This window comes from Sanguibacter biliveldensis (assembly GCF_033798665.1).
GTDB lineage: Bacteria > Actinomycetota > Actinomycetes > Actinomycetales > Cellulomonadaceae > Sanguibacter > Sanguibacter inulinus.
Genome location: NZ_CP138359.1, coordinates 3508995 through 3532448 on the forward strand (window position 1 = coordinate 3508995; position 23454 = coordinate 3532448).

Genomic DNA, 23454 nt, shown 5'->3' on the forward strand with positions numbered 1-23454 from the left:
GTGTGGCGCCCTCCATGGCGCCCCGACTCACCGGCATCCGTGCCGGTCACTGGTCACCTCACTGGGTGACGTAGTCCGTCAGGTAGACGCCCATCACCTCGCCCTCGTAGAGCGTCTCGAGCGACGTCGCGAGCTGGTCCTTCAGCGTGTCGCGGGTCGCGGGGTCGGTGACCTCTGCCACGGACTTGCCGGAGTAGAGGGCGATCGCGGCGTCTCGAGCCTTCGCGGCGTCGAGCTCGTGGGCCTCGAGGGTCAGCTGGAGGCCGAAGCCGAGACGCAGGTAGTGGCCGTCGGCGAGGTTGATGCTCATCGCCTCGACTGTGAAGACCTCGCCGGGCTCGGGGGCGGGCTCGGCGGCCTCGCCGCCCTTCGACATGACGAGGAAGTAGTAGGCGGCCGCGGCGAGGACCACGACGGCGATGCCGACGATGACGAAGAGCTTCTTCTTGCTCTTCTTCGGGGTCTCCTCGGGGGCAGCCGCCTCGGCCTTCGGCTTGATGCCGCCGCCGGACGCGGCGGCGCCTGGACGCTGGGGCGCGTTCATCACGCGCTGTTCGATGGGCATGGCGGGCTCAGCCTTCGGGAAGGGTCGGGACGATGGGGAGGAGCGCACGGATGCGCTCGGGCTCGTCGCTGAGGACGACGAGGTCGACACGACGGTTGGCGGTCAGGCCCTCCGCGGTCTCGTTGGGCTGGAGCGGGCGAGAGTCGCCGTAGCCGACGGCGGAGACCCGGGGGGCCGGCATGCCGTCAGACTCGACCATGCGACGCAGCACCTGGGTCGCGCGGTCCGAGGACAGCTCCCAGTTGGACGCGTAACGGGCTGTGGGGACCGAGTCCGCGTGGCCCTCGATCGAGATCTCGTTGGGCAGCGGCACCAAGAACGGCGTCATGGTGTCCACGACGGACTGCGAGGTCGGTGTGAGGACCGCGCTCTCCGAGGCGAAGAACACCTCGTCGGTGATCATGCCGATGACCAGTCCGCGCTCGTCGATCCGGAACTGCACCACGCCCTCCATGCCACCGGCGGCGAGCGCGGTGTCGATGGACTTCGCGAGCTCTTCGAAGCTCTGGTACTCCACGCGCGCTGCGGCGATGTCGGCGTCCGAGGCTGCCTCACCCTCTCCGGCAGCCTCTCCCCCGTCACCGGAGGTGGACTCGTCGACCGTCGACGGGATGATCTTGTCGACCGCCGGGACCACGGCCTCGGTCGGGTTGTCGGTGAGGACACCGGCACCGTCGGACAGGATCGACACCTGCGGGGCGTTGAAGCCTGCGGCGAGCGACTGGCGCAGCTGGTCGTACTTGACCTCGTCGACCTGGCTGATCGCGTACAGCACGATGAACAGCGCCACGAGGACCGTCATCATGTCGGCGTAGCTCACGAGCCACCGCTCGGCGTCCTCGTGCTCCTCCTCGAGCTCCTTCTTGCCGCGCTTCTTCCCGCCGCCGCTGCTCACGCGGCTTCCTTCTCGACCTGCTGCTGCTCGCTCAGCGGCAGCAGGCTCCGCAGGCGCTCACCCACCAGGCGCGGGTTGGCACCGGCCTGGACGGAGAGGAGTCCCTCGAGGACGATCTCCATCTGGCTGCACTCGAGCTCGGACAGCCGCTTGAGGCGGTTGCCGATCGGCAGCCACAGGACGTTGGCCGAGAGGATGCCCCAGAGGGTCGCGACGAAGGCCGCGGCGATCATGTGGCCGAGCTCGTCAGGGTTCGAGAGGTTCTCGAGCACGTGGACGAGCGAGATGACCGTGCCGACGATGCCGATGGTCGGCGCGTAGCCGCCCATGTCGTGGAAGAACTTGTACGACGTCTTGTCCGAGACCCGCTTGGAGTGGATCCGGTCTTCGAGGAGGGCCCGGAGGTCTTCGGGGTCGGTGCCGTCGATCGCGGAGCGCAGGCCGCTCTTGAGGAACTCGTCGTCGATGTCGCGGGCTGCCTCCTCGAGGGACAGCAGACCCTCGCGTCGAGCCTTCTCGGCCAGCGTGACGATCGTGTCGATCGAGTCGGCGGAGGTCTTGGCCTTGCCGAGGAACGCCTTGGGCAGGGACTTGAGGCCACCGATCGTGTCCTTCAGGGTCCCGCCCGCGAGGGCCACGGCGAAGGACCCGCCGAAGACGAGGATCATCGGGGCCGGGAGGAGGACGGCCATCGGGCTCGCGCCCTCGAGGATGATCATCGCGAGGATCGAGCCGAGAGCGATACCGATGCCGAGCAGGGTTGCCGGATCCATCAGGAGTCCTCCTCTGAGATCTTCTTCACCAGCGCCAGGTCCGGGCGGGTCGTCGGCGGCTCTGAGAGCTCTGCCTGCTGGATCTGCTGGGCGCGGGCGATCATGTGGGAGCGGTGGTCGTTGACCAGCTCGATGACCTCGGCCATGGACTCCTGGACGATGAACTTGGTGCCGTCGACGAGGGTGAGGATCGTGTCGGGGGCGCTGTCGATGCGCTGCACGAGGTCAGGGTTGACCGCGAAGGGCGGCCCGTTGAGGCGCGTCACGACTATCACTTGTTCATCCGTCCGTGGGGTGCTGCTAGAGGTCCGTCCATGAACCCGTCACAGATCTCTTCGGCGGGTGACCACGGGGTATGAGGCTTTGCGGGGGGTGCTGCTGGGAGATCCTGGGCGAGCCCGCAGCGACGCCCGCCCGCCCGCGTGGGCGGACGGACGGGCATGCGTGCGGGCGCGGGCGAGCAGTGCAGGCGCGGACGCCTGCGCCGGTGTCAGCGCTTGAGGTTGACGAGCTCCTGGAGCAGCTCGTCCGAGGTGGTGATGACACGCGAGTTCGCCTGGAAACCACGCTGGGCGATGATGAGGTTGGTGAACTCCTGCGAGAGGTCGACGTTCGACATCTCGAGCGCACCACCGACGAGGGAACCGCGGCCACCGGCTCCGGCGGTGCCGATCGCGGCCTCGCCCGAGTTGACCGTGGTCGTGTAGAGCGAGCCACCGGCCTTCTCGAGACCGACAGGGTTGGCGAAGGTGCCCAGGGCGATGCGGCCGACGGGCGACTTCAGGCCGTTGGAGAACGCACCGATGATCGTGCCGTCGGCGTTGATCGTGAAGGACTGCAGGCTGCCGGCGCGCTGACCGTCCTTGGAGGCCGTCTCGATGCTCGTGAGCTTGGCGAAGCCCGTGACGTCGGCGAGGGAGACCGCGACGCCGTCGACCGTCACGGTGCCGGGCGAGGCGAGCGTGCCGTCGGCGTTGAAGGCGACGGGCTGGGCTGCGCCACCGTCGGAGGTGGTGAGCATCCAGCGGTTGGGGGCTGCCGGGGCGGCGCCGGCCGACTGCGTGAAGGACAGCGTGATGGTGCGGGCGTTGCCGAGGGCGTCGTAGACCTCGACGTCGCGGTTGAGCACCGTTCCCAGCGCGGCGTCGGAGGGCAGGTTACCGTCGAAGCCGACCTTCGTGGTCGCGCTCGCCGGGTTGAGGACCGAGGTGGGCAGGCGCAGCGGCGCGAGCGGACCGTTCGGGTCGACAGCCCCGTCGACGGCCGCCCAGCCCTGGACGAGCGCACCCTCGGCGGTGACGAGGTTGCCGTTGGCGTCGAAGTCGAAGGCGCCAGAACGGGTGTAGAAGTTCTCGCCGTTCTTGGACACCACGAAGAACCCGTCGCCCGAGATCATCATGTCCGTCGAGCGGTTGGTGACCTGCGCGGCACCCTGCTGGAAGTTCGTGGTGACACCGGCGAGCTGCACGCCGAGACCGACCTGCGCCGGGTTGGTGCCACCGACGCCACCCTGGGCGCCACCGGCGTTGGTGAGCACCTGGGACAGGGTGTCCTTGAACTGCGTCTGCGAGGCCTTGAAGCCCGTGGTGTTGACGTTGGCGATGTTGTTGCCGGTGACGTCGAGCATGGTCTGGTGGGTGCGGAGCCCGGAGATGCCGGAGAAGAGCGAGCGGAGCATGAGAAGTTCCCTTCGGGATGTACGGACTAGGCGGAGGCTGTGGCGGGGGCGGTCGGCGTCCCCGGTGCTGCGGTGTCGTCGTCGGGGTCGGCCGGCGTCGTGGGTGCCGGCGGCACGACGGGCGTGCTGCCGGCGGTGCGGACCGTCTGGACGGCGTCGAGGGTGACCTCGACCCCGTCGACGACGACCATCGGGACGTGGTACTTGTAGGAGACCGACTCGGCGACGCCGGACTTCACGGTCCCGTCGGCCTGCGTGTAGCTCACCTGCTTGCCGAGGAGGGTGGCGGCGGTGTCACGCATCTGGAGGGCGAAGCTCTCCGCGATGGTGTCCGTCATGGTGGTGAGCTTCTCCATGCTGGCCAGCTGCGTGGTCTGCGCCATCATCTCGGTGGTGTCCATGGGCGAGCTCGGGTCCTGGTACTTCAGCTGGGCGACGAGCAGCGTCATGAAGGTCTCGTTGTCGAGGGACTTCTTCGACGTGCTCGCGCCGTTGGCCCCGGCGTGCAGACCCTGCGCGTTCTTCACGGACGTGGTGTCGACCGGGGTGGTCATGGTGGTGTCGATGGGCATCGGCGTTCTCCTCAGGTCAGGACGTCGACGCCGAGGGCGCCAGTGGTCGGGGTCGTGGGTCGGGTGGTCTCGGGGAGCGGAGCAGCCGCCAGAGCGGCTGTGTGCTCGGCGCGGGTGCCGGCGCTGCCGTTCCCGCCGCGGGTGCCCTGCTGGCCTGCGCCCCAGTCGCCGGCGAGGCCGCCCTGCGACCTGTCGGAGTCACCGGCGAGGGTGAGCGAGGCGTTCATGCCTGTGCCCGCGAGGTCGCGGCGCAGGTCGGTGAGCAGCGCGCGCAGGCCTTCGCGGCCCGCGTCCGTCGCACCGAGGAGCTCGATGCGCACGCCCGCCGCGCCGATGTGCGCCTTCACCTGGACGGGTCCGAGGCTGTCGGGCGTGACCTGCAGGGTGAGCGTGTGCTCGCCGGGGGCCGCGTGGCGCAGCGCGACGAGAGGTCCACGGACCTGCTCGGCGAGGGACGGTGCCTGGGCGGCCACCGGGACCTGGGGTGCTGCGGCGACCCGCTCCCCCGGAGCCGTCGGCGTGAGCCCGGCGAGAGTCTGGGAGAACGTGCTCGTCGAGGAGGTCGGGCTCGCGGCCACCGGGGCTGCGGCGGCAGCGCCACCGGCTGCGGTCTCGGTCGAGGCCGAGCCGGAGCCGCCCTGCGACAGGTCGGCGCCCTGCGCGGACGACGCGTCGGTCGCGGTCGCCGCCACAGCACCGCGCGCTGCGGCCGTGTCTGCCCCGGCGGCAGCCGGGGTCCCGGGACGAGCGGTCGTCGTGGTCTCTCCGGCGACACCTCCCGCCGCGGCTCCAGCCTGGGCGGCAGCCGGGGCGGACGACGTGACCTGCTGGTCGGCGGCCGGCGCGGAGGGCGCCTGCTGGTCGACAGCAGCAGCGGCCTGGGCCGCAGCAGCACCGGGTACCGGCGCTGCCTGGACAGCCGGGACCTGGGTCGTCGCGTCGGTCTCGGCTCCGGTCGGCGCAGCCGGCGCTGCGGCCGACGCCTGCGGGTCGGCGACCACGACAGCCCCGGCCGCGGCGAGCTGCTGGGCGAGCAGCGTGGCGGCGTCAGCCGGCACGGCCGGGACCGTCACCGGGGCGACGGTCTCGCTCGTGGCATCGGCGGTAGGCGCGGCGTCGGTCGGGGCCGTCGCTCCTGTCGATGTCGCGTCGCCGGCCGGTGCCGTGGCGCCGGTCGTGCTGCCGGACGCGGACGTCCCCGCGGACGACTCCGTCGACCGCGTCGTCCCGGCCCCGGGCGTCCGAGGCTTCGGCATGCCGAGGTCGTGCCCCGGGCGCTCGCGCTGGAGCGTCGAGGGTCCACGGTCCGTCGAGAGCTCGCTGCGGCGCGGCTGCACGGCCTCGAGCCTGCGGGGCTGCACGGGCTCGGGTCGCTCGACCGGGCGCTGGGCGGGGCGTCGCTGGTCGGCGGCCCTGTCGGTCTGCGAGCGGCTGAGCGCAGCCGCGAAGGCGTCGCCGCTGGACGACGACGCGCTGCGCGGCGCTGAGGCCGGCTGGGCGCCGCGGACGCCGAGCGTCGAGAGGGTGGTCGGGGCGGTCATGCGGCATCTCCCAGGAGTGCGGTCATGGACGAGCGGTCGGCGGCGCTGCTGGCGAGCAGCTGCTCGACCTGGGCCGCGGTCGAGAGGGCGGGTGCTGCGGCCGCTGCTGCGGCGGCAGCCTCGGAGGCTGTCGGCAGGACGCGGCGGATGGCCGTCGGCGTCTCGTAGACGTCGCGCTCGCGCACCCTGTCCCCGGGCTTGGGCGCGTCGATCATGCGACCCTCACCGAGGTAGATGCCGATGTGCGAGCCGCCGTCGAAGACGAGCAGGTCGCCCGGCTCCGCCTGGTCGAGGGAGGCCACGGGGGTCCCCTGCGTCATCTGCTCGCGGGCGACGCGCGGCATGTCGACGCCGAGGGCCGAGAGCGAGAGCTTGACGAGGCCTGAGCAGTCGAGCCCCTGCGGGGTCGCGCCGCCCCACACGTAGGGGACGCCCACGTACTTGCGGGCCTCGGCCACGAGGTCGGCGCCCGTCGGTCCGCTGGCCGACGCGGGTGTCGGGGCGACCGCGGCCGCACCCGAGAGCGCGGCGAGCTGGGTCGCGAAGTCCTGCGAGGTCCCGGTCGACGCCGAGGCGCCGGTGAGGGCCTGGACGGCGGACGTCGTGCTCGTCGTCGCGAGGGAGGCACCGGCCGCAGACGTCGCGGTCGACGCGGTCCCCGAGCCGAGGACGGCGACGCCCATCGCCTGCTGGGCGCTCGGCTGGGTCAGGCTGCGGATGGTCGACTGGATCTGGCTGATCCGGCCCATCGCCTCGACGGCGCTCATGACTCTCCTCGGGTTCCGTCGGTGGTGGGCGCTGCGGGTGACTCAGGGCCCTTCGTGCGAGAGCCGATCTCGTCGAGCACGATCTGCTCCTGGCGGAGGTCTTCGACAGCCTCGCGCTCGGCGTGCTTCTCGGAGAGCTTCTCGAGCGGCACGAGCTGACGGCGGGTCTGGGTCCAGGCGTCTTCGCGGCGGGTCACCTCGATGCCGGCGAGCTCGGTCGCGGCACCGGCCTCGGAGGCGAGGCTCCGCAGCGCGGCACGGGTCGCGACCGAGGACAACCAGGCGCCGGCCTCTTCGACGGGGTCGAAGCCGTGGTCGGCGAGGGCCCCGTCGGCCCGGCTCTGACGCTGGGCGGCGACCCGGCGCGCGGCGTGCGCGACGGCGAGGTCCGCGGCGGCCTGGTCTTCCTGCAGCTTGCGGAAGCGCAGCAGACCGGCGAGGCGGAAGGGGCGGCTCATGCGGCCACCCCCATGCCCTGCACCAGGCCGCGGAGCGCAGCCCAGGACTGCTCGGACGTCGCGGGCTCGTCGACACCCTGCTGGAGGAACGCGTCGATCTGGCCCTGGTGGGCGAGGGCGGCGTCGACGAGCGGGTTGCTGCCCTGCACGTAGGCGCCGACGTCCACGAGGTCCTGGACCGCGCGCCGGGCCGACATCACCTTGCGCAGGGCCGTCGCGTCGGCGCGCTGCTGCGGGCTGGTGACGCGGGTCGCCACGCGCGAGATCGAGCCGAGGGCGTCGATGCTCGGGAAGTGCCCGGCGACGGCGAGGCGCCTGTCGAGCACGACGTGGCCGTCGAGGATCGAGCGGGCCGCGTCGGCGATCGGCTCGTTGTGGTCGTCGCCGTCGACCAGGACCGTGTAGATGCCCGTGACCGAGCCGCAGGCGGAGGTGCCGGCACGCTCGAGGAGCTCGGCGAGGACCGAGAAGGTGGAGGGCGGGTAGCCGCGGGTCGCGGGGGGCTCGCCGACCGACAGACCGATCTCGCGCTGGGCCATCGCCACACGGGTGAGCGAGTCCATCATCAGCACGACGTCCTGGCCGGCCTCGCGGAAGGACTCGGCGATCCGGGTCGCGACGAAGGCTGCTCGCAGGCGGACGAGCGCGGGCTCGTCGGAGGTGGCGACCACGACGACAGACCGGGCCAGGCCCTCGGGCCCGAGGTCGTCCTCGAGGAACTCGCGGACCTCACGACCACGCTCGCCGACGAGGGCGATCACGCTGATCGCCGCGTCGGTGCCGCGGGCGACCATCGACAGCAGGGTCGACTTGCCGACACCTGAGCCTGCGAACAGGCCCATGCGCTGGCCGCGGCCCACGGTCGTGAGGGTGTCGAGGGTGCGCACGCCGAGGGTGAGCGGCTGCGCGACGCGCTGACGCTCGAGGGGGTGCGGCGCCTTGCCGTCGAGCGGCACGGAGGACGTCCCGACGAGCGGGCCCTTGCCGTCGAGCGGGCGACCGAGGCCGTCCACGACGCGGCCCAGCAGACCAGCGCCGACGGGGACCTGGAGCGCGCCACCTGTCGTGCGGGCCTGGAGACCCGGGCGGATGCCGCGCATCGCGCCGAGGGGCATGCAGCGGGCTGTCGACCCGGTGACGGCCACGACCTCGGCGAGCATCGAGGCTGACTCGGGCGAGGAGCCGCGGCCCTTCTCGCCGAGGGTGAGGACGTCACCGAGCGCGCAGTCGAGACCGACCACGTCGAGGGACAGACCGACGGCCGCGCTGACCTGGCCGACCCGCTCGGGTCGCGCCGCGCCCAGCACGCCGGACCAGGCGGCCGCGGCCGACGGGGTCGGGTGTGGGGCCGTCGTCGCGGACCGCTCGGCGGTCGCCAGGTCGGCGGTCATCGGGGCTCGTCCGAGGGGACGAGCTCGACGCTCGTGCGCAGCGCCTCGACGGCGCGGGTGAAGGCCACCTCGATGCGGGCGTCGAAGAACCCGCCCTCGAAGGTGCTCACGGCGTCGCCGCGGGACAGCAAGGGGTCGGCCACGAGAACCACGCCGTCGAGGGACGGGAGGTCCTGCGTGCCGCGGGCGTTCTCGGCAGCCCTGACGGCGGCGAGGTCGGCGGGGTGCAGACGAACCGTCTGCACCTGGACGTCGTGCGGGACGTCCAGGGCGCGGGCGAGCGCCGCACGGGCCGACTGCTCGGTGTCGGCGAGCTCGGTGCCCAGGACCGCGCGGGCCAGCTCGACGGCACCTGTGTAGAGGAGACCGCGGGCGTCGTCGAGGACCGGGAGCACCCGTGCCGCAGCACCCTGCGCCGCACGGTTGAGGACTGCGACGGCTGCGGCGTGCTCGGCGGTGCGGGCGGCCTCGGCCGCGCGTGCCTCGGCGACCAGACGCTGGTGCAGCGTCTCGGTCGCCGCGGCTGCGGCCCGGCTGCCGGCCGCGAAGCCGGCGGCGTAGCCAGCCACGCGGGCGCGCTCCTGGGTGTCGCGGACACGGTGGTCCTCGACGACGGTGAGCCTGGCGGAGCCGAAGGTGGGGGCGTCAGGACACATACTCGTCCTCGCCCTCGCGGCGGATGACGATCTGGCCGCTCTCCTCGAGGCGTCGGATGACCTGGACGATCTCCGCCCGTGCCTCCTCGACCTGCGACATGCGGACGGCACCGAGCAGCTCGATCTCCTCGAGCAGGTTCTCGCTCGCGCGCTCGGACAGGTTCCGGAGCACGGCGTCGCGCTCCCCCGGGCCAGCACCCTTGAGGGCGAGGGCCAGGTTCGCGGACTCGACGCCGCGCAGCACCAGCTGGAGCGCGCGGTCTTCGAGCAGCACGATGTCGGCGAAGACGAACATGCGCGAGCGCACCTCTTCGGCGAGCTCGACGTCGCGGGTCTCGAGTCCTTCGAGGATGAGCTTCTCGGTGCCCGGGTCGGCGCGGTTGATGATCTCGACGAGAGGACCGACACCACCCACGGCTGAGGTCTCCCGCGGGGTGAGGACGGCCGAGGCCTTCTTGTGGAGGGAGTCGGCGACGACCATGACGACGTCGGGCGCGGCACGCTCCATGAGCGCGATGCGGTGCGCGACCTCGCCCTGGGTCTCGTTGGGCAGCCCGGCGAGGATCGCCGAGGCGTGCTCGGGACGCAGGTGCGCGAGCACGAGGGCCATCGTCTGCGGGTGCTCGCCGTTGAGGAGCGCGAGGACCTGGCGGGCGTCGGCCTGCTGGAGGAACTCGAAGGGCTGGCCGGCCATGCTCGTGGCGAGACGGTCGAGGAGCTCCTGCGCCTTGACGCCGCCCATCGAGGCCTCGAGCAGCTGCTGGGCGAAGCCGAGGCCGCCGTTGCTGATGCTCGAGCCGCCGCCGAGGGTCACCGCGTGGAACTCGGCGATGACCTCGTCGGCCATGTCGCGGTCGACCCGCTCCATGCGCAGGATCTCGGCGGTGAGCTCTTCGATCGACGTCTCGTCGAGCTGGGCCATCACCTTGGCCGCACGGTCGCGGCCGATCTGCATGAGGACGAGGGCGGCCTTCTGGGTCCCGGTCAGGGTCGCGGTGCTCATACGGAGGACCTCTGGTCCATCCAGCCGCGGAGCAGCTCGGCGACCTGCTCGGGCTGCTCGTCGACGAGGAGGGCCACGTCGTTGCGCTTGCGCTCGATGCTGATCTGCTCGGCCGAGGGCAGCTCGGGGACGTCGGGCAGCTCGAGGAGCTGGGTGTCGAGGTCGGCGGGCTCGAGGGCCAGCGGCTCGTCCATGATCGGCAGGTCGCCGAGGTCGAGGGACTCGCGCGGGTCGGCTCGGTTGCGGTTGCGGCGGGCCAGGAAGATCGCGAGCAGGATCACCGCGAGGAGCGCGACACCGGCGATGATCAGGGTCCGCATCATCTGGCTGCGGGCGGCGGCCTCGTCGGCTGCCGCGGCGGCGTCGAGGGCGGCCTGGGCCGACTCGGCGCTCGAGGTGTCGAAGGGCATCTGCGAGACGGTCACGACGTCGCCGCGTGCCTCGTCGAAGCCTGCTGCGGAGGAGACCATCGCCTGCAGCTGGGCCATGTCGACCGCTGCTGCTGCGGCGGCGTCGACGGCCACGGAGACCGACTGACGACGGACCGTGCCGGGCGCCGTGACAGTGTGCTCGGTGAGCTTGTCGACGGCGTTGTTGGCCTCGTTGGTCTCGTTGGTGTAGCTGCCGTCACCGGCGCCCTCGCCGACGGGGACCTGGATGTTGTCCGGACCGAGCACGCCCGTCGCGGGGTTGCCCGTCCCTGTGAAGTTCTCCGTCGTGCTGCGCTCGGTGAGCGGGAGGACACCCTCGGCGCTCGAGAAGGACTCCTGGGTCCGCTCGGTCGCGTCGTAGTCGAGGTCGGCCGTGACCGTGACGACGGCCTTGCCCTGCCCGACGATCGGCTCGAGCATCGACTGGATCGAGTCGGCGACGCGCTGCTCGTACTCGACGGTCTGCTTGTTGGCGCCGCCGGCGGCGAGGCCGGTCCCGACGGCGGAGAGCACCGTGCCCGAGGCGTCGATGACGGCGACGTCGGTCGCCTTCATGCCCTCGACGCTCGCGGAGACGAGGTTGACGATCGACTGCACCTGGTCGTCGGTCAGCGTGACGCCGGAGCGGGTCTTGACGAAGACCGACGCCGTCGGGTCGGTCGCCTCGTCGACGAAGACCGACTCGGCCGGCATCGCGAGCTTGACCGTCGCGAGCTCGACACCCTCCATGGAGGAGACCGTCTTGCCCATCTCGCCCTCGAGGGCGCGCTTGTACGTGACGTCCTGCTGGAACTCCGAGGAGGTCATGCCCATGTCGTCGAGCAGCGAGTAGCCGCCGTCGGCCGAGGGGGACATGCCGCTCGCCGCGACCTTGAGGCGCATGTCGTAGACCGACTCGGTCGGGACCAGGACCGTCGACCCGCCGTTGGTCAGCTGGTACTTGACGCCCTGGGTGGTGAGCTGGTCGACGATCGCGCTGGCGTCGGCCGGCGCGAGGTCGGTGTAGAGCGGGGAGAACTGGGGACGGTTGAACCACATGCTCAGGGCGACGACGCCGACGACGGCGACCGCGAGGCCGATGAGCGCGAGGGTGCGCTGGGCGACCGTGAACTCACGGATGGACGAGGTGACCCGGCCCAGCGCGGAGGTGATCTGCTGCGGCATCAGGCCTGCATCCTCATGATCTCGGAGAAGGCCTCGACGGCCTTGTTGCGGACGGCGGCGGTGAGCTCGAGGGTCACCTTCGCCTCGGTCGAGGCGATCGTGTAGTCGTGGATGTCGTCGAGGTCACCCGTGACGGCCTTGACCGCGAGGGCGTTCGACGTGTCCTGGAGCGACTGCAGGTTCGAGACCGCACCCGTGAGGACGTTCCCGAAGGCGTTGGAGGTCTCGGCGGTGCCCGAGGTGCTGGGCACCCCGATGACGTCGGGGCCCGACAGGTAGCCGGTCGGCGAGACGCCACCGGCGCCGGAGAGGGAGATTCCCTCGATCGCGGGGATGCTCATCAGCCTCGTCCGATCTGCAGTGCTGCTTCGTAGGTGGCCTTCGCACGGTCGACGACCGACGCGTTCGCCTGGTAGCCGCGCTGGGCCATGATCATCTGGGACATCTGCCCGGCCATGTCGACCTCGGGGTACTTGACGTAGCCCTCGCCGTCGGCGAGCGGGTGGTCGGGCTCGTAGACCATCCGGCCCTCGGCGCTGCCGAGCTCGATGCCGGCGACCTGGACGCCCTGGCCGTTCTCGGGGTAGCCGACCGCGCTCGCCACGACGTAGCGGGCCTGGAAGGCCGCCTCGTCGGAGGGGCGGACGGTGTTGATGTTGGCGAGGTTGTCGCTCACCGCGTCGAGCCACTTGCGGTTGACGGTCATGCCTGTGCTGGCGATGCCGATCGCTCCGAAGGTTGTCATCAGCTGGTCCTCATGGCTGTTCGGAGGGACGAGAAGGTGCCGTCCACCGCTTGGGTGGCCAGCTGGTAGCGCAGGTTGGTGTCGACGTTGAGCAACGTCTCCGCGTCGAGGTTGACGTTGTTGCCGTCAAGACGCGTGGGCTCGAGGGAGCGGGCCTCGGTGGGCTTGGCCGCACCGGTGCCGCGGCGTACCGCGGAGGCGAGCTCGCTCTCGAAGGAGACACGGCCCGCGAGGTAGTTCGGGGTGTTGATGTTCGCGACGTTGTTCGCGATCACCCGCTGGCGCAGGGCAAGGCCGTCCAGAGCGCTGTTGAGCGCGACGAAGGTCACTGAATCGAACACGACTATCCCCACGTGATGGTGACTGATCGGCCGATCCATGGCCTCCTGCGCGAGCCTTCCTGGCTCGTAAAGCACTATCGTCAGGTCCTCGCAACCCATGAGGGTTTTCTCACCCCCGGGTGAGAGGACTTTTCTTTCACCCCACGGCGTCGACGTACACCGAGGCGCTCGTGTCGTTCGTCTGCATGGAACCGACGGCCTTGAGGTGCGCGCGAGCGGCCCGTGCGGCCTCTTCGACACGCGGGGCGAGAGCCCTCTGCCGGTCGAGGATCTCGGTCACCCGCGCGGCCAGGGCGGCCGGGAGCGGACCGAGGTCTGCCGGCGGGACCCAGAGCCCGATGCGCGGGACCTGCACCTCGTCGAAGAGGAAGCCGGGGGCTACGAGAGCCTCGGCCTCGTCGAGGGCGTCCTCGATCTGGGTGAGCGCGGCCTCCCACGGGGTCTGCTCTGGGAGTGCGGCCTCGGGCTGCTCGGCTGCGGCGGCTGTCTCAGGCTGGGCCGACTCGTCCTCCCAGGCCGCCTCGTCGACGGACCGTGCCGACGCGGTCGCGTGCGACGGGAAGGGCTCGGCGCCGAGCCGCGAGGCGGCCGGGAGCGTGCTCAGGTCAGCCGACACCGAGCACACCGCCGCTCACCGGCGCGCCGGCGGTCGCGAGCTCGGCGCGGGCGGAGGACGCCCCGCCGAGCTCGGCGGCTGCCTCGTGCCAGGCGTTGCGCAACGGCTCGACGACCTCGCGGCAGCGCTGGGTGCGTGCGGCGTCGTGCGTGACGTTGGCCTGCACGAGCTCGCTGATGAGGTGGGAGTACAGGGCCTTGAGGCCAGCACCGCCGGGCCAGGCGTCGGCGTCGAGCGTCACGAGGAGCTCGGCGACGATGTCCTGCGCGTGGGTCAGCTGCCGGTTCGCCTCTTGGATGTCGCCCGCGGTCTGCGCCTTCGCACCGCGGTCCAGGTCGAGCACCAGCCTGTCGTACAGCATCGTCAGCAGGCGGGCGGGGCTCGCGCTGAGGACGGTGTCGTTGAGGAACCGCGCGCGCTGTGCTTCGGAGCTCGTCATGTTGCTCATGCGGTCCTCATCGGCAGACCGGGTGAGGGTGTGAGAAGTCTGCACCGCCCGACCGCAGACGATCTCAGCCGGTGCCAGACCGGGACGGACGACGTCGGGCAGCTGGCGACCGCAGACGGGCGAGGACGGCGAGGACGGTCGACGACCGCAGACGACGACGCGGCCCCGACCCTCGGGAGAGGGAGGGGCCGCGCAGACGGTCCGGCTGGGTGGTGCGTGCGTCAGCTGTTCGACGAGAGGCCGGCCAGCTGCCCGGCGAGCCACGACGACTGCGACTGCAGACCGCTGAGCGTCACCTCGAGCGAGGCGTAGGTGCGCTCGAGGCCCGAGCGGCGGTTCGCCAGACGACGGTCCCAGTCGCTCACCTGCTCGCTGAGCCCCTTGCTGAAGGACTCCTGGTTCTTGATCTTCGAGGTGAGGCTGCCGTCGATCGAGTCCGAGATCCCCGTCGCCGTCTCGGAGACCCTCTTGGCGATCCCGGTGACGACCTTCTCGACCATCGCGGGGTCCTTCGCGAGGGCCTCGGCGAACTTCGCCTCGTCGAGGGTGAAGGTGCCCTCCTTGGTCACCGTGATCCCGACGGCCGAGGGCGAGATCCCGTCGACGGGGTAGGACATGGCCGTGGTGACCGACTGCTGGATCCCGCGGGTCGCGCTGTCGGCCGAGAGCACACCCCCGGTGATGACGGTCCGGCCGTCCTCGGAGGTGGTCGTCGTGGGCGAGGTGCGCGACTTGATCTCGGAGAGCACCACGCCCATCGCGCCGACGAGGTCCTTGGCGAGCTTGGTCAGCGCGGCGTCGTCGCGCGAGACCGTGATGGTCGCGGGCTCGGTGGTCTTCTGGGAGACGGTGAAGCTCACGCCGGCGAGGACGTCGGAGAAGGTGTTGCTCGCGGAGGTGATCTGCTGCTCGCCCCACACGGTGATCTTCGCGTCGACGGCACCGACGAGCGCATCGATCTTGTTGACGACGGGCGGGGCGCCGACCCCGGCGACGAGCTCTTCCTTGGTGTGCTTGCCCGCGTACACGTCGAAGGACGACTTCTCCCCGGTCGCCTTGCCGGTGATCTGCAGGCGCGACTCTGTCGCGGAGATCTTCACGACGCTCGCCGTGACACCCGTCTCGGGGGCGTTGAGCTTGGCGGCCAGCTCGGAGAGGTCGGTCACGCCCGCGAGGTCGACGACCACGGCCTTCTGGTCTGCACCGGACCCGCTCGCGATCGTCACGTGCGAGGGGACGGTCCCGCCGAAGAACGAGGCGAGGTCGGGCACGTTGCCGCTGACCGAGGTCTGGGCCGTCGCGAGCTGGTCGACCGTGAAGCTCAGGCTCGACGGCTGGGCTCCGGCGCTCGTGGTCACCTTGATCGAGCCGACGGACGACACGCCCGTCGCGGCCTGCCACGACTCGGGCTTGGCCACGTTCTTGGCCACGTCCGCGAGGGAGGCGACCCGGGTGTTGAGGCCCTGGAGCGCGGAGACGAAGGCCTGCGTCGTCGCGACCTTCGACTTGAGCATCGTCTGAGGCATGGCCTCGACCTGCATGAGCTGGTTGATGAGGTCGGACGTCTTGAGACCGCTGATCATTCCGTCGATACCCAGGCTGACCATCAGGCGTGCTCCTCGTGTCTGTGCCGAGGACCACGCGTGGCGCGGCCTCGAGATGAAGGGCCTCGTGCGGCCCAGGTGCCTGGGCCTGTGCCCAGGTCCGGGCCAGAGCCCGGGAGAGAAAGGGAGACGGCGGTGAGGGACGGTGTCCCCCACCGCCGTCAGTCCTGCGGTCCTGCGGTGGTGCTGGTGCTACGGGTGCTGCTGTGACGCGTGCTCAGCGGTTCTCACCGCTGGTCAACGAGATCAGCGCAGGAGCGAGAGGACGCCCTGGGGGATCTGGTTGGCCTGAGCGAGCATCGCCGTGCCAGCCTGCGAGAGGATCTGGGCGCGGGTGAAGCTGACCATCTCGGACGCCATGTCGGTGTCGCGGATACGGCTCTCGGAAGCCGAGAGGTTCTCCACGGCGACGTTGACGTTCTTGATGGTGTGCTCGAAGCGGTTCTGCAGAGCACCGAGGCCGGCACGAGCGGTCGAGACCTTCTCGATCTGGGTGTCGATGTTCTTGATGGACTGCTGCGACAGCGCGTTGGTGCTGAAGTCGAGCCCCGTGGTGGCGGTCGCCGCAGCGGACGTGCCCACACCGGTACCCGAGGACGCGGGGGTGCCAGCAGCGGCGCCACCGACGACGTCGCCGCCGTTCTTGGCCTGGACGACGAGCTTGTTGTCCTTGTCCACCGAGGCGGTGAGGTCAGCCGAGAACGTCGCGTCAGCGTTGAGCTTGTCAGCGAGCTGCTGCGTCGTCTTGATGGAGCCAGCCGCGCCGACCGAGGCGGTGGTGACCGTCTTGTCGACACCCGGGGTGCTGATGGTGAAGACCTGGGCGCCGGTGACGTCGGTCGGGGTGAGGACGTCGAAGGTGGAGCCCGAGACCGTCGCGCCGAGCGAGTCGGCGATGGCCGAGACGTTCGCACCCGAGAGGTCGACCTCGATGGTCGAGTTGGCGTCGCCCGAGGCGCCGACCTGGAACTTCAGGTTGCCGTTGGCGCCGTTGCCCTGGAGCAGGTTGGTGCCGTTGAAGTTGGTCGACTTCGCGATGCGGTCCAGCTCGGAGACGAGGCTGTCGGACTCCGTCTTGATGTTGGCGCGAGCCTTGTCGTTGTTGGAGTCGTTAGCACCCTGGACGGCGAGGTCACGCACTCGCTGGAGGATCGAGTGGACCTCGGTCAGTGCGCCTTCAGCGGTCTGCACGACGGAGATGCCGTCCTGAGCGTTACGAGCAGCGACCTTGAGGCCACCGACCTGCGAGCGCAGGCCCTCGGAGATCGCCAGACCGGCAGCGTCGTCAGCAGCGCGGTTGATGCGGAAGCCGGAGGACAGCTTCTCGAGCGACTTGCTGAGGTCGTTCTGCGTGTTCGAGAGGTTGCGGTAGGAGTTGACTGCCGCGATGTTCTGGTTGATCGAGAGACCCATGATGAACTTCTTCCGTGAGTGGGGCCGAGATGCGGCGCCCATCCGTGGGCTGCCACACGTCCTATCGGGAGGGGGGCCAGGGGCATGAGGTTTTTCCCGAGAAGTTTTTTCCGAGGTTCCTCGAGCCCCTCCTGAGGGGGGGCGCAGCTGCACCTCTGTACCCGGGCACCTGGGCACTCGTCCGTCTGTGCAGCCGAGGGCTCGCTGGGCTGGAGAGCCGGATGGCCGGGCACCTGCGTCCGCGCCCCGCCCGGCGCCCACATCTCGCGAGGTCGCACGCCCTGCCACGAGGTCGCACCGACCAGACCGAAGTCGCACCCGGCGGACCCTGGTCGTACAGACACGCCAGGACGAAGCCGGATCCGGCCTCGTCCTGGCGTGTCTGTACGACCTCGACGCCAGTCGTGCGACCTCGTCGAGAGATGTACGACCTCGTCGCGAGATGTGCGACCTCGCGGGCTCCCGGCCGCGCCGAGCCCGCCCGAGCCTGTCGCCCGACCAGTCCTGTCGCCCGACCAGCCCGGTCCTCCGACCGGCCCGGTCCCGCCCGGCTCAGCCGACGGCGACGAGCGGGAGGTGCGGGGTGGTGAACCCAGCCGCTCCCTGGGGCACGCGGGGCGTCTCGCCCGTGGCGGTGCCGACAGCGCTGACGCCGGCCGCGACGGCGGTCGAGGCGTGCAGGCTGGCGCGCTCGGCGATCGCAGCGAAGTAGCTCTCGCGGCGACGCTGTGCCACACCGTCGGGGGCAGCAGCGGCGGGGACCTGCGCGGGGTCGAGGTGCGTGTTGAGCCCGTCGCGCAGCAGCACCATGGCCTCGGCGCGGAGCTGGCTGACACGGGACTGGGTCACACCCATGTCCTTGGCGATGTCCGTGACCGTGCGGTCGTGGAAGAAGACCTGCTCGACGACAGTGCGCAGACGCTCGGGGAGTGTGGCGACAGCGGCGTGGAGGTAGGTGAGGCGCTCGTCGAGGATGACCGACTCCTCGGGTCCGACCTCGCGGGCCGGGAGGACCTCGGCGAGTGCACCGTCGTAGCCCTCGAGGCTGAGGACGCGGGTGGCGGCCGCCTCGCGGGCGGTGTCCACCTCGGAGACGTCGACACCGAGCGCGAGGGCGATCTCGTCGCGGGTCGGCGCGCGGCCGAGGTCTGCGGTGAGCTCGTCGGCGACTGTCGTGAGCTTGCGGGCGCGCTGGCGGGCTCCGCGGCTGACCCAGTCCATCGAGCGGAGCTCGTCGACCATCGCGCCCTTGATGCGGATCGCGGCGTAGCGGTTGAAGGGCACCCCGGTCGTCGCGTCGTACGCTCGTGCGGCCTGGACCAGAGCGAGTGCTCCGGCGGACGCCAGGTCGTCTCGCGACACGTGGCTGGGGACACGCATGAGCATCTCGCTCACGTGGTACCCGACCAGCGGGAGATTCTCGGTGACCAGACGTGCCTGGTCGGCGTCCATGGGGTGCGGCATGGCACAACCATGCGGTGCGCACTCAGGTTTCTTCAAGGCTTTGACAAACGTTTTCACCCAGTAACAACCACGTGACCTCCACAACAGCAATGGGGAGAACTACCCATGGGGGTCCCCACCACCCCGCCTTGCGGGGTCGGCCGGGTCGTGGATCGCTCTCTGACCTGCACAGACGCGGTCTCATCCTCGCCAGGAGCCCATGGGTACCCCTAGGCTGAGAGGATGCCGGAGGGTGAAATGACTCACCCTGCTGCTCACGACGAAAACCTCATGGTGCGGTGCGAGCGTCCGATGTGACCTCCAGAGCCGGACCACACCCACGGTCTCGGCCGCCGATCAGGTGCCCGCCACCGGCCGGAGACACCCACCGTTCATCGGATCGACGAAGGAGTACGAGCGCGATGAGTCTGCAAGCGCTGAGCAGCGTCCTGTGGCGCGAGCGCCAGCTCCTCGAGCTGCTCCTGTTCAAGCTCGAGGAAGAGCAGCTGCTGCTCACCAGCGGCAAGACCCGCTGGCTCGGCCACGCCACCCGCGAGGTCGAGAACGTCCTCGAGCAGATCCGCGAGGTCGAGCTCGGCCGGTCGGTCGAGTCCGACGCCGTCGCACGTCTGCACGGGCTCGAGCCCGGCCGCAGCCTGCACGAGCTGGCCGAGGCCGTCCCCCCGCCGTGGGACGACCTGCTGCGCACGCACCGTCAGGCCTTCCTCGACATCACGCACCAGATCGAGTCCCTCGCCGCCGGGAACCGAGAGCTGCTCTCGGCATCGCACAGGGCGACGCAGGAGGCTCTCGCGAACCTCACGCAGGACTCGCACACCTACGACGCGACCGGATCGACCGCGCACGGTGAGTCCACAGCCCGCATGCTCGACCAGGAATTCTGAGGAACCATGAGCACCTTCTCCGGACTGTCCACAGCCCTGTCCTCGCTCATCGCGCAGCGCCAGGCGCTCGAGATCAGCGGCCAGAACCTCGCCAACATCAACACCCCCGGCTACACGCGCCAGCGGCTCGAGATGCAGTCGGTCAGCGCGGGCCAGGGCGCGACGATGTTCTCCCAGGGCAACGGGATCGGCAACGGCGTCCAGGGCGTCAGCGTCGCCCGCCTCGGTGACATCTTCATGGACGCCCGCGTCCGCACGACGTCGTCGTCGGCCGCGTACCTCGCCGCCCGCACCGACGCCTACAAGCGCCTCGAGTCGACGATCGCCGAGCCCGGGTCGAACGGCGTCTCGGCCGACCTCGACAAGCTGTGGGCCAGCTGGAGCGACGTCGTCAACTCCCCCACGAGCGACGCCGTCGGCGCAGTGCTCCTCGAGAACGCGTCGGGTGTCCAGCGGTCGATCGCGACCGGGTACTCGGCCGTCGTCACGCAGTGGGACCAGACGCGCACCAAGGCGCAGTCTCTCGTCTCCGACGTGAACTCCGCAGCCGCGTCGGTCGCGCTCCTCAACGACCAGATCCAGCAGATCACCGTCTCGGGCGGCAACGCCAACGAGCTGATCGACCAGCGCAACGTGCTCACCACGGCGCTCTCCTCGCTGGCCGGTGCGACGGTGCGTCTCCAGCCGAACGGCACCGCCGACGTCAACATCGGCGGCAACCCGCTCGTCACCGGCAGCACGGCCAACAAGATCAAGCTCGTCGGCAGCCAGGAGATGGTCGGCGCGTCCGGCAACGAGGTCCGCGTCGAGTGGGACCGCGTCCCGGCCGGCACCCCCGCCCCGCTCGAGGGTGGTCAGCTCGCCGGTGTGCTGAGCGTCCTCGCCCCGGCCGACGGCGGCGCGGGTGGCCTGCTCGCCGAGTCCGCCGAGTCCTACAACGCGCTCGCCACGAAGCTCGCGACCTCGGTCAACGCGCTGCACTCCGCGGGCGCCGACCGTGCCGGCACGACAGGGGTCGACTTCTACTCCCTGCCGACCGACGGATCGCCCGCAGCCCTCGGACTGCGCGTCGCGATCACGTCGCCGGACAAGATCGCCGTGCGCAACCCCGCCAACGGGGCCAACGACACCTCGGTCGCCGATGCGATCGGTCAGCTCGGCGCCTCGAAGGACGGCCCGGACAGCGTCTGGTCGACCTTCGTCGTCTCGACGGGCGTCAAGGCCAAGTCCGCGCTGCAGAGCGCGACTGTCGCCGAGTCCGCGCGGGTCACCGCAGAAGGCCTCCAGCTCGCCCAGACGAGCGTGGACCAGGACGAGGAGAGCGTCAACATGCTGTCCTTCCAGCGTGCCTACCAGGGCGCAGCCCGCGTCATGACAGCTGTCGACGAGATGCTCGACCAGCTCATCAACCGGACAGGAGTCGTCGGACGATGATCACCCGAGTCACCCACCAGTCCACGCAGCGCGCTGCGGTCACCAACCTCCAGGCCACGCAGAGCCGGCTGGCTCAGCTGCAGGAGCGCGCGTCGAGCGGCAAGATGATCACCAAGGCCTCGGACGACCCGGCCAAGGCAGCCGACGCCATGGCGCTCCGCAAGGAGCAGCAGGCCTCCGCGCAGTACTCGCGCAACATCCAGGACGGCGTCAGCTGGTTGACGTCGATCGACACCGCGATCAACACCTCGGTGTCGTACCTCAACAGGGCCCGCGACCTCGTGGTCCGCGGTGCGAACTCCGGCGCGACCAACGCCGAGGCCCGCGAGGCCCTCGCGGTCGAGCTCGAAGGGCTCCGCGAGTCCCTCGCCGCGCAGGCGAACACCACGTACCTCGGCCGCTCGGTGTTCGCCGGGACCGCCGACGGACCGGCCTACACTCAGGACACAGTCACCGGTGACTACACCTACAACGGCTCCCCGGGGATCGTCGAGCGCCGGACCGGTGCTGGCACGACGGTCCGCGTGGATGCGGACGGAGCAGCAGTGTTCGGCACCAGCAACGACCCCGACGCGCCCGACGCGTCGGTGTACGCACTCCTCACCGACATCGCGGCCAAGCTGCGCGCCGGCGAGGACATCCAGTCCGACATCACGAAGATCGACTCCCGCAAGGACAAGATGCTCAGCGAGGTGACAGGCGTGGGTGCCCGGACCAACCAGCTCGAGAGCGCCAAGGAGATCCTGGGGCACAAGACCATGTCGCTCAAGGGCGACCTCTCGGCCGTCGAGGACATCGACCTCCCGGCCACCCTCATCGAGCTGCAGATGCAGGAGGTCGCCTACCAGGCGGCCCTCGGCGCCACCGCCCGCGTGCTCCAGCCGAGCCTCCTGGACTACCTCAAGTGATCTCCAGCATCCACTTCCTCGAGTCCCTGCCGGGTCTGTCGCCGGTCACAGACTTCGACCTCACGTCCCTCGACGACGCCGGGCTGCTGTTCAGCCTGCGCGGCGCGCAGGACTCCACCCGGCTCTTCGCGATCCAGCCTGGCCCGTACTTCTCGGAGTACGAGCCGACCTTCGGCTCCGACGTGCTGTCCGCCCTCGCCCTCGACGGAGCCGACGACGACCGCCAGGCCGTGCTCGTCATCGTCACCCCGAGCCAGCCGGACACCCCCGCGACAGCCAACCTGCTCGCCCCGCTCGTCGTCAACACCGAGACGGGCGACGCCCTGCAGGTGATCCTCGAGGGTGCGTCCTGGCCCGTGCGGGCTCCCCTCGTCGCCGCCTGACCGCGACACCCGTCTTTCCCCGAGCGTCCCCTCGCAGCACAGACAGAGGAGTCCGATGGACCACCCCAGCCCGTCACCGGCGGCTGAGGCCGCACCCGTGAAGTTCGCCGTCCCGGCGTTCCCCGGTGAAGGCCTCTCCGACGTGACGCCGACCTTCGGCCGTCTGGCGATCGTCGACCGCCAGCGCCAGGTCCTCGCCTACGCGCTCCCGGTGCTCAGCGCCCTCGACGGTGACGTCGCCGACGCTGCGGCCGCCGCGACACTGCACCACGTGTACAGGACAGTCGACCTCGAGAAGTACGTGGCCGACAGGCCCGCGTTCATCTGGTCGACCCCCGCGATGCTCGCCGGCCAGGAGTCTGTCCCGCCGAGCCACGGCGGCGTCGGGCTGCTCGTGCACCCCTCGGCGACCCGACGCGCCGACGGCGCGGAGCAGATCATCGCGCTCTCCGAGCGGGGCACCCCGACGATCCTCGTCAAGTTCGCTGACGAGCCGGGCCAGCGTGCCCTGCTGCCCTTCGTCACGCACGTGATGGTCGACGTCTCCGACACCACGCTCCCCCACGCCGAGCTCGTGACCGTCGCGCACAACGCCGGCGTCACGGTGATCGCCGAGAACGTCCAGGGCACCCTCGGCCCGGCGAAGGCCTGGGGCCTCGGCGTCGACTACCTCATGGGCTCGATCTACCACCACGAGAAGCCCACCGTCGTGCGCAGCCTCGACCCCGGTGAGATCCAGTGCCTCGAGGTCGTCAGGCTGCTCTCAGCACCCGACGTCGACACCACGCGCATCGCCGAGGTCCTCTCGAGCGACCCCGAGATGACAGTCCGGGTGTTGCACCTGGTCAACTCCGTCGCGATGGGTCTGCCCCAGCGCGTGGACTCGCTGCACAGGGCGATCATCATGCTCGGCCCGTCGCGGCTGACGACGCTGGTCATGGCCTCGCTCATCAGCTCGCGGATCCAGCAGATGGACGCGCTCTGGTTCCTGCTCGCCCGCGCCGCTGCGTGCCGGGAGCTCTCGGGCGACGACACCGGCTACACCGTCGGTCTGCTGTCGGCCTTCGCCGAGGAGACCGGGATCCCGGTCTCGGTGCTCGTCGAGAAGTCGCTCGTCTCGGACGAGGTCGCCCGCGCCCTCGACTCCTACGAGGGTCACCTCGGCTCGACGCTCGCCGCCGTCGTCGCCCACGAGCACGGCGACACCGCAGCCGTCGAGGCCACCGCCTGGCGGCCCGAGCAGGTCGCGCACGCGTACCTGGTCGCCCTCCCCTGGGCCCTCGAGACGGTCCGCCACCTCAACCTCACCTGAGGACAGAC

26 protein-coding genes are annotated in these 23454 nt (G+C 70.6%); 5 read left to right on the forward strand and 21 right to left on the reverse strand.

Annotated features, from left to right (window positions below; genetic code table 11):
* Positions 1-58 precede the first annotated feature (58 nt).
* The 21 genes from SANBI_RS15275 to SANBI_RS15375 form a co-directional block, all read right to left on the reverse strand.
* Positions 59-565, reverse strand: a complete 507-nt coding sequence (locus SANBI_RS15275) for a flagellar basal body-associated FliL family protein (protein ID WP_319156522.1) — start codon at positions 563-565, stop codon at positions 59-61.
* Positions 566-572: 7 nt separating this feature from the next.
* Complete coding sequence (locus SANBI_RS15280; RefSeq protein WP_319156524.1) at positions 573-1460, reverse strand: flagellar motor protein MotB; 888 nt, start codon at positions 1458-1460, stop codon at positions 573-575.
* On the reverse strand, positions 1457-2233 hold the full coding sequence (locus tag SANBI_RS15285; protein WP_319156526.1) for a motility protein A: 777 nt from the start codon (positions 2231-2233) through the stop codon (positions 1457-1459). Before SANBI_RS15285 ends, SANBI_RS15280 begins: the two co-directional genes overlap by 4 nt.
* A complete protein-coding gene (locus tag SANBI_RS15290) occupies positions 2233-2508 on the reverse strand; it encodes a flagellar FlbD family protein (protein WP_056128283.1) in 276 nt (91 codons plus the stop codon). Before SANBI_RS15290 ends, SANBI_RS15285 begins: the two co-directional genes overlap by 1 nt.
* A gap of 215 nt (positions 2509-2723) precedes the next feature.
* Positions 2724-3911 carry a flagellar hook protein FlgE gene (locus SANBI_RS15295; protein ID WP_319156528.1) on the reverse strand — a complete coding sequence of 396 codons (1188 nt, stop codon included), beginning with the start codon at positions 3909-3911 and terminating at the stop codon, positions 2724-2726.
* A gap of 26 nt (positions 3912-3937) precedes the next feature.
* On the reverse strand, positions 3938-4483 hold the full coding sequence (locus SANBI_RS15300) for a flagellar hook assembly protein FlgD (protein ID WP_319156530.1): 546 nt from the start codon (positions 4481-4483) through the stop codon (positions 3938-3940).
* 11 nt (positions 4484-4494) lie between these two features.
* Positions 4495-6024, reverse strand: a complete 1530-nt coding sequence (locus SANBI_RS15305) for a flagellar hook-length control protein FliK (protein ID WP_319156533.1) — start codon at positions 6022-6024, stop codon at positions 4495-4497.
* Positions 6021-6791 (reverse strand): C40 family peptidase, encoded by a 771-nt coding sequence (locus tag SANBI_RS15310; protein ID WP_319156534.1) that lies wholly within the window; start codon positions 6789-6791, stop codon positions 6021-6023. The genes SANBI_RS15305 and SANBI_RS15310 overlap by 4 nt, the downstream gene beginning before the upstream one ends.
* Positions 6788-7249: a flagellar FliJ family protein gene (locus SANBI_RS15315; RefSeq protein WP_319156536.1), complete on the reverse strand. Its 462-nt coding sequence runs from the start codon at positions 7247-7249 to the stop codon at positions 6788-6790. Before SANBI_RS15315 ends, SANBI_RS15310 begins: the two co-directional genes overlap by 4 nt.
* Positions 7246-8640 carry a FliI/YscN family ATPase gene (locus tag SANBI_RS15320; protein ID WP_319156539.1) on the reverse strand — a complete coding sequence of 465 codons (1395 nt, stop codon included), beginning with the start codon at positions 8638-8640 and terminating at the stop codon, positions 7246-7248. Before SANBI_RS15320 ends, SANBI_RS15315 begins: the two co-directional genes overlap by 4 nt.
* The gene (locus SANBI_RS15325) at positions 8637-9296 is read right to left on the reverse strand and encodes a FliH/SctL family protein (protein ID WP_319156541.1); all 660 of its coding nucleotides are present in this window, start codon (positions 9294-9296) and stop codon (positions 8637-8639) included. The genes SANBI_RS15320 and SANBI_RS15325 overlap by 4 nt, the downstream gene beginning before the upstream one ends.
* Positions 9286-10299 (reverse strand): flagellar motor switch protein FliG, encoded by a 1014-nt coding sequence (gene fliG / locus SANBI_RS15330; RefSeq protein WP_319156545.1) that lies wholly within the window; start codon positions 10297-10299, stop codon positions 9286-9288. Before fliG ends, SANBI_RS15325 begins: the two co-directional genes overlap by 11 nt.
* A complete protein-coding gene (gene fliF, locus SANBI_RS15335; RefSeq protein WP_319156548.1) occupies positions 10296-11894 on the reverse strand; it encodes a flagellar basal-body MS-ring/collar protein FliF in 1599 nt (532 codons plus the stop codon). The genes fliG and fliF overlap by 4 nt, the downstream gene beginning before the upstream one ends.
* Entirely contained in the window at positions 11894-12235 is a 342-nt protein-coding gene (fliE, locus tag SANBI_RS15340) for a flagellar hook-basal body complex protein FliE (protein WP_056128260.1), read from the reverse strand. The genes fliF and fliE overlap by 1 nt, the downstream gene beginning before the upstream one ends.
* Positions 12235-12639, reverse strand: a complete 405-nt coding sequence (gene flgC / locus SANBI_RS15345; protein ID WP_056128256.1) for a flagellar basal body rod protein FlgC — start codon at positions 12637-12639, stop codon at positions 12235-12237. The genes fliE and flgC overlap by 1 nt, the downstream gene beginning before the upstream one ends.
* A complete protein-coding gene (gene flgB / locus SANBI_RS15350; RefSeq protein ID WP_056128252.1) occupies positions 12639-12980 on the reverse strand; it encodes a flagellar basal body rod protein FlgB in 342 nt (113 codons plus the stop codon). Before flgB ends, flgC begins: the two co-directional genes overlap by 1 nt.
* A 136-nt stretch (positions 12981-13116) precedes the next feature.
* Positions 13117-13596 carry a hypothetical protein gene (locus SANBI_RS15355; RefSeq protein WP_319156552.1) on the reverse strand — a complete coding sequence of 160 codons (480 nt, stop codon included), beginning with the start codon at positions 13594-13596 and terminating at the stop codon, positions 13117-13119.
* On the reverse strand, positions 13586-14044 hold the full coding sequence (fliS, locus tag SANBI_RS15360; protein ID WP_319156554.1) for a flagellar export chaperone FliS: 459 nt from the start codon (positions 14042-14044) through the stop codon (positions 13586-13588). The genes SANBI_RS15355 and fliS overlap by 11 nt, the downstream gene beginning before the upstream one ends.
* Before the next feature lie 221 nt (positions 14045-14265).
* Positions 14266-15651 (reverse strand): flagellar filament capping protein FliD, encoded by a 1386-nt coding sequence (gene fliD / locus SANBI_RS15365; RefSeq protein WP_319156556.1) that lies wholly within the window; start codon positions 15649-15651, stop codon positions 14266-14268.
* Between the two features lie 243 nt (positions 15652-15894).
* A complete protein-coding gene (locus tag SANBI_RS15370) occupies positions 15895-17061 on the reverse strand; it encodes a flagellin N-terminal helical domain-containing protein (RefSeq protein WP_319156558.1) in 1167 nt (388 codons plus the stop codon).
* Positions 17062-17613: 552 nt separating this feature from the next.
* Positions 17614-18525: a sigma-70 family RNA polymerase sigma factor gene (locus SANBI_RS15375; RefSeq protein WP_319156560.1), complete on the reverse strand. Its 912-nt coding sequence runs from the start codon at positions 18523-18525 to the stop codon at positions 17614-17616.
* Between the two features lie 401 nt (positions 18526-18926).
* Here SANBI_RS15375 and flgN point away from each other — a divergent pair, with 401 nt between their 5' ends.
* Genes flgN through SANBI_RS15400 form a run of 5 tightly spaced genes read left to right on the forward strand, consistent with a single transcriptional unit; the run spans position 18927 to position 23446 of the window.
* Complete coding sequence (flgN, locus tag SANBI_RS15380; RefSeq protein WP_056128232.1) at positions 18927-19409, forward strand: flagellar export chaperone FlgN; 483 nt, start codon at positions 18927-18929, stop codon at positions 19407-19409.
* 6 nt (positions 19410-19415) lie between these two features.
* On the forward strand, positions 19416-20843 hold the full coding sequence (gene flgK, locus SANBI_RS15385) for a flagellar hook-associated protein FlgK (protein WP_319156563.1): 1428 nt from the start codon (positions 19416-19418) through the stop codon (positions 20841-20843).
* Positions 20840-21751 (forward strand): flagellar hook-associated protein FlgL, encoded by a 912-nt coding sequence (gene flgL / locus SANBI_RS15390; RefSeq protein ID WP_319156565.1) that lies wholly within the window; start codon positions 20840-20842, stop codon positions 21749-21751. Before flgK ends, flgL begins: the two co-directional genes overlap by 4 nt.
* Positions 21748-22134 (forward strand): flagellar assembly protein FliW, encoded by a 387-nt coding sequence (locus tag SANBI_RS15395; RefSeq protein WP_319156567.1) that lies wholly within the window; start codon positions 21748-21750, stop codon positions 22132-22134. The genes flgL and SANBI_RS15395 overlap by 4 nt, the downstream gene beginning before the upstream one ends.
* Positions 22135-22189: 55 nt before the next feature.
* The gene (locus tag SANBI_RS15400) at positions 22190-23446 is read left to right on the forward strand and encodes an EAL and HDOD domain-containing protein (protein ID WP_179913985.1); all 1257 of its coding nucleotides are present in this window, start codon (positions 22190-22192) and stop codon (positions 23444-23446) included.
* Positions 23447-23454: the final 8 nt, after the last annotated feature.

Coding starts and splice junctions, on each gene's coding strand:
- fliE (WP_056128260.1), bottom strand. CDS start 12,235: ATGAGCATCCCCGCGATCGAGGGAATCTCCCTCTCCGGCGCCGGTGGC.
- flgK (WP_319156563.1), top strand. CDS start 19,416: ATGAGCACCTTCTCCGGACTGTCCACAGCCCTGTCCTCGCTCATCGCG.
- SANBI_RS15375 (WP_319156560.1), bottom strand. CDS start 18,525: ATGCCGCACCCCATGGACGCCGACCAGGCACGTCTGGTCACCGAGAAT.
- SANBI_RS15305 (WP_319156533.1), bottom strand. CDS start 6,024: ATGACCGCCCCGACCACCCTCTCGACGCTCGGCGTCCGCGGCGCCCAG.
- SANBI_RS15275 (WP_319156522.1), bottom strand. CDS start 565: ATGCCCATCGAACAGCGCGTGATGAACGCGCCCCAGCGTCCAGGCGCC.
- SANBI_RS15370 (WP_319156558.1), bottom strand. CDS start 17,061: ATGGGTCTCTCGATCAACCAGAACATCGCGGCAGTCAACTCCTACCGC.
- flgN (WP_056128232.1), top strand. CDS start 18,927: ATGAGTCTGCAAGCGCTGAGCAGCGTCCTGTGGCGCGAGCGCCAGCTC.
- fliS (WP_319156554.1), bottom strand. CDS start 14,044: ATGAGCAACATGACGAGCTCCGAAGCACAGCGCGCGCGGTTCCTCAAC.
- SANBI_RS15400 (WP_179913985.1), top strand. CDS start 22,190: ATGGACCACCCCAGCCCGTCACCGGCGGCTGAGGCCGCACCCGTGAAG.
- flgC (WP_056128256.1), bottom strand. CDS start 12,639: ATGACAACCTTCGGAGCGATCGGCATCGCCAGCACAGGCATGACCGTC.
- SANBI_RS15300 (WP_319156530.1), bottom strand. CDS start 4,483: ATGCCCATCGACACCACCATGACCACCCCGGTCGACACCACGTCCGTG.
- fliG (WP_319156545.1), bottom strand. CDS start 10,299: ATGAGCACCGCGACCCTGACCGGGACCCAGAAGGCCGCCCTCGTCCTC.
- SANBI_RS15325 (WP_319156541.1), bottom strand. CDS start 9,296: ATGTGTCCTGACGCCCCCACCTTCGGCTCCGCCAGGCTCACCGTCGTC.
- SANBI_RS15295 (WP_319156528.1), bottom strand. CDS start 3,911: ATGCTCCGCTCGCTCTTCTCCGGCATCTCCGGGCTCCGCACCCACCAG.
- SANBI_RS15315 (WP_319156536.1), bottom strand. CDS start 7,249: ATGAGCCGCCCCTTCCGCCTCGCCGGTCTGCTGCGCTTCCGCAAGCTG.
- fliD (WP_319156556.1), bottom strand. CDS start 15,651: ATGGTCAGCCTGGGTATCGACGGAATGATCAGCGGTCTCAAGACGTCC.
- SANBI_RS15310 (WP_319156534.1), bottom strand. CDS start 6,791: ATGAGCGCCGTCGAGGCGATGGGCCGGATCAGCCAGATCCAGTCGACC.
- fliF (WP_319156548.1), bottom strand. CDS start 11,894: ATGCCGCAGCAGATCACCTCCGCGCTGGGCCGGGTCACCTCGTCCATC.
- SANBI_RS15320 (WP_319156539.1), bottom strand. CDS start 8,640: ATGACCGCCGACCTGGCGACCGCCGAGCGGTCCGCGACGACGGCCCCA.
- flgL (WP_319156565.1), top strand. CDS start 20,840: ATGATCACCCGAGTCACCCACCAGTCCACGCAGCGCGCTGCGGTCACC.
- SANBI_RS15285 (WP_319156526.1), bottom strand. CDS start 2,233: ATGGATCCGGCAACCCTGCTCGGCATCGGTATCGCTCTCGGCTCGATC.